This window comes from Mesorhizobium sp. M7A.F.Ca.US.014.04.1.1, from assembly GCF_003998745.1.
GTDB classification, from domain to species: domain Bacteria; phylum Pseudomonadota; class Alphaproteobacteria; order Rhizobiales; family Rhizobiaceae; genus Mesorhizobium; species Mesorhizobium ciceri.
Map to the genome: position 1 here is coordinate 1 of NZ_RZRW01000595.1, position 3,405 is coordinate 3,405.

A 3,405-nucleotide genomic window follows, 5' to 3' on the forward strand; every position below is an offset into this window, starting at 1 on the left:
CGATCGCCGTTCCGCCGGTGCCGCCATAACCGACCAGCATGGCGATGGCCGAGCCCATGAAGCGCAGGGCTTCCATGTAGAGCCTGGTCATGGCGCCGATCAGGCCGCCGACCAGAAGTTCCGAGATGATCATCGGCACCAGGATCTGCGGGCGCGGGTCGACGAAAGGAAAGATCTTGTCCCACAGGAAGGCGAGCAGGCCGCCGGTGGCGGCGACCGCCACTAACAACCTGACCTGGACCGGGACGCGGGCGCTGGACAGGCCCGGCATCAGCATGAAACAGGCGCCGATGCGGCAGAAGGCGAGGAACGCCGCGATGACGACGCCTTGCGACAGCACGCTCACGATATGGTTCCGAGCACCCTGATCTCGACGCCCTTGGCGATTTCGACGTGGCTGAGCACCGGCAGCGTGGTGAACAGCCGCTCGATGATCATGCGCACATAGGGGCGGGCGTCGGGCGCGGTGACGAGGACGAAACGCTCGCCGGCTTCCAGATATTTCTTGATCGCCTTGGTCGCGTCCTGGCCGAACTCCTCGAGCTGGCGCGGGTCGATGTCGAACTCGCGCACCTCACCCTTGGCGTCGCGCTTGAGGCTCTGGTGGAAGGCGAGATCCCAGCGGTTGCCGAGGCGAAGCACCTTCAGCACGCCGCCCTCGGACAGGTCGCCGCAAATCTGCTGGGCCATGCGGATGCGGACATGTTCGACGATCTGCTCGGTGCGGCGCACATGCGGCGCGATCTCGGCGATCGCCTCGATGATCAGGTGCAGATTGCGGATCGAGACGCGCTCGGCGAGCAGCAGCTTCAGCACCGCCTGCAGGCCGGGATAGGAGATGTGCGTGGTGCAGATCTCGTCGGCGAGCTTGCGGTATTCCTGGTCCTGGCGTTCGAGCAGCGCCTTCATGTCCTTGTAGGACAGAAGCTGCGGCAGGTTGTTGCGGATGACCTCGGAGAGATGGGTGAGCAGCACCGACATGTTGTCGGCGAAGGTGTAGTTCTCGCGCTTCAGATCCTCGGCGAAGGCTTCGACCACCGAATAGGCGCGCATGCCGAAGGCCGGCTCGCGGATTTCCTCGCCCGGTATCTCGGGTATGTCGCGATTGCCGAGCAGCACCATGATCTCGCCGACGCGCATCTGGTATTCGGCCACCACGGTGCCGTGCACCTTGATCTGGTAGCTCTTCGGCGGGATGGCGAAATCGTCGGCGACACGCACTTCCGGCACGACGAAGCCGTACTGGGTGGCGAATTTCTTGCGCATCTTGCCCATGCGGAAAACCAGTTCCTGATGCGACGTCAGCAGCCTTGTCGACAGCTGCTTGCCGATCAAAAGCTCGATCTCGGCGGTGGCGAGCGAGGCCTTGACCGAGTTCTTCTCCTCCTCGACCTTGGTCGCCTTTTCCTGGTCCTTGATCGCCTCGGCTTCGGCGAGGACACGGTTGGCGCGCATCGGGATGACGTAGCCGAGACCGGCCATGCCGGCTGCGAGCGCAAAGAACGGGAACAGCGGCAGGCCGGGCATCAAGCCGAGCAGCACCAGCAGCGATGCCGCGACATAGAGGGCGCGCGGGTGGGCGCCGAGCTGGCCGAACACCGCCTGGTTGGTCGAGCCGCGGGTGCCGCCCTTGGAGACGAGCAGGCCGGCGGCGAGCGACACGATCAGTGCCGGGATCTGGGTGACGAGGCCGTCGCCGACCGACAGCTTGATGAACACGTCGGCGGCTTCGCCCATGCCCATGCCGTGCCTGATGTAGCCGATGGCAATGCCGCCGACGATGTTGATGGCGGTGATGATGAGGCCGGCGATGGCGTCGCCGCGGACGAACTTCGAGGCGCCGTCCATCGAGCCGAAGAAAGAAGATTCTTCTTCCAGTTCACGGCGGCGCAGCTGCGCGGTCTTGTCGTCGATCATGCCGGCCGAGAGGTCGGCGTCGATCGACATCTGCTTGCCGGGGATGGCATCGAGGGTGAAGCGCGCGCCGACTTCGGCGATACGCGTGGCGCCCTTGGTGATGACGATGAAGTTCACCACGATCAGGATCATGAAGACGATGAGGCCGATGACGAAGTCGCTGGCCATCACCAACTTGGAGAAGCCGGCGATGACGTAGCCGGCGGCATGCGTCCCTTCATTGCCATGCGACAGGATCATGCGCGTGGTGGCGATGTTGAGCGACAGCCGCAGCATGGTGGCGATGAGCAGCACGGTTGGAAAAGACGAAAAATCGAGCGGCCGCTGGATCCACAGCGCCACCATCAGGATCAGCACCGAAAGCGCGATCGAAAAGGCGAGGCCGACATCGATGAGAAAAGCCGGGATCGGCAGGAACAGCACGGCAAGTATGATGACGATGCCGATGGCGAAGAAGACGTCGCGGCCGTTCTTGGCGGCCGCGCCGGGCTGAATGCTTTCGCTGATCGCCATATCGTCCTCAAACCCCATAGACTGCCGAGCGCGCGACAGCCCTGTGAGGGTAGTCCGCCAAGCTTGCGCGAGGGTGGGAGACTGGCTAGTTCGAACGATCATGCGCAGGTCGCCGTGTCGGCTAGCCTCGCCAGGAAAGGGAAACCCATGCTTCTGATCATCGGCACCATCCGCTTGCCGCCAAACAAATTTGAGGAAGCCAAGCCCGCAATGGAACGCATGGTTTCAGGCAGCCGCGCCGAGGTCGGCTGCATCCAATATTCCTATGCGCAGGATGTTTTTGATGCCGGGCTCATCCGGGTCACGGAAGTCTGGAGCGACAGGGCAGCGCTCGACGCGCACTTCGCCTCGCCGCACATTGCGGACTGGCGTGCGAGCTGGCCGGCGCTCGGCATAGGCGAGCGCAACCTCGTACTCTATGAAGCCGGCGAGCCCATGCCGACCTGAACGGTCCATCGGCCCGATCGATATCGCGTCCACTTGTCGCCAATGTGGTGTCTGTCGGCATTGTGGTTGCCATGCCGTGCCGCCGGGCGTATCAGGCTGGCTTTCCACTGCCTTTCGATATCGGCGAGCCGCCCCGGTGCTTTCCAGAAACCACAGCGAAGTTTACGCCCGCCGGCTGCGCGCGGTGCTGATCAGGTCGTTGCCCCTGCTCGAGGCACGCGGCATCGTGGTGGTCATCCTCGCCGGTGTCGTAGGCGTCATGGCTGGCATATTGGTCACGGCGATGAGCCAGATCGTGCAGGACCTGCACGGGCTGCTGTTCGGCGTTCAGCCTGGCGGCCGGCTTTCCGGCATGTTCTCGCTCGCCAATCCGATGCAGGCGCTGATACCGGCGATCGGCGGCATACTGCTGGGGCTGACGGTGGTCTGGCTCCGGATACGGAAATTCCGCACACCGATCGACCCGATCGAAGCCAATGCGCTCTATGGCGGGCTCCATGTGCTCTTCTAAACCTTCTTCTTTGCATC

Annotated in this window: 3 protein-coding genes and 1 pseudogene; 2 read left to right on the forward strand and 2 right to left on the reverse strand. The window is 63.6% G+C overall.

From position 1 onward, the window contains the following. Both EOA22_RS28215 and flhA read right to left on the reverse strand, forming a co-directional pair. A partial coding sequence (locus EOA22_RS28215) for a flagellar biosynthetic protein FliR (protein ID WP_206521346.1) occupies positions 1 to 346 on the reverse strand: 346 nt, incomplete at its 3' end. Continuing rightward, complete coding sequence (flhA, locus tag EOA22_RS28220) at positions 343 to 2,430, reverse strand: flagellar biosynthesis protein FlhA (protein ID WP_063168929.1); 2,088 nt, start codon at positions 2,428 to 2,430, stop codon at positions 343 to 345. The genes EOA22_RS28215 and flhA, both read right to left, overlap by 4 nt. Before the next feature lie 147 nt (positions 2,431 to 2,577). Between flhA and EOA22_RS28225 the strand changes: the two genes are divergently transcribed. Next, entirely contained in the window at positions 2,578 to 2,877 is a 300-nt protein-coding gene (locus EOA22_RS28225; RefSeq protein ID WP_063168928.1) for a putative quinol monooxygenase, read from the forward strand. Positions 2,878 to 3,013: 136 nt separating this feature from the next. Further along, positions 3,014 to 3,370: pseudogene (locus tag EOA22_RS28230) on the forward strand (chloride channel protein); the annotation flags it as partial. Between the last annotated feature and the right edge of the window lie 35 nt (positions 3,371 to 3,405).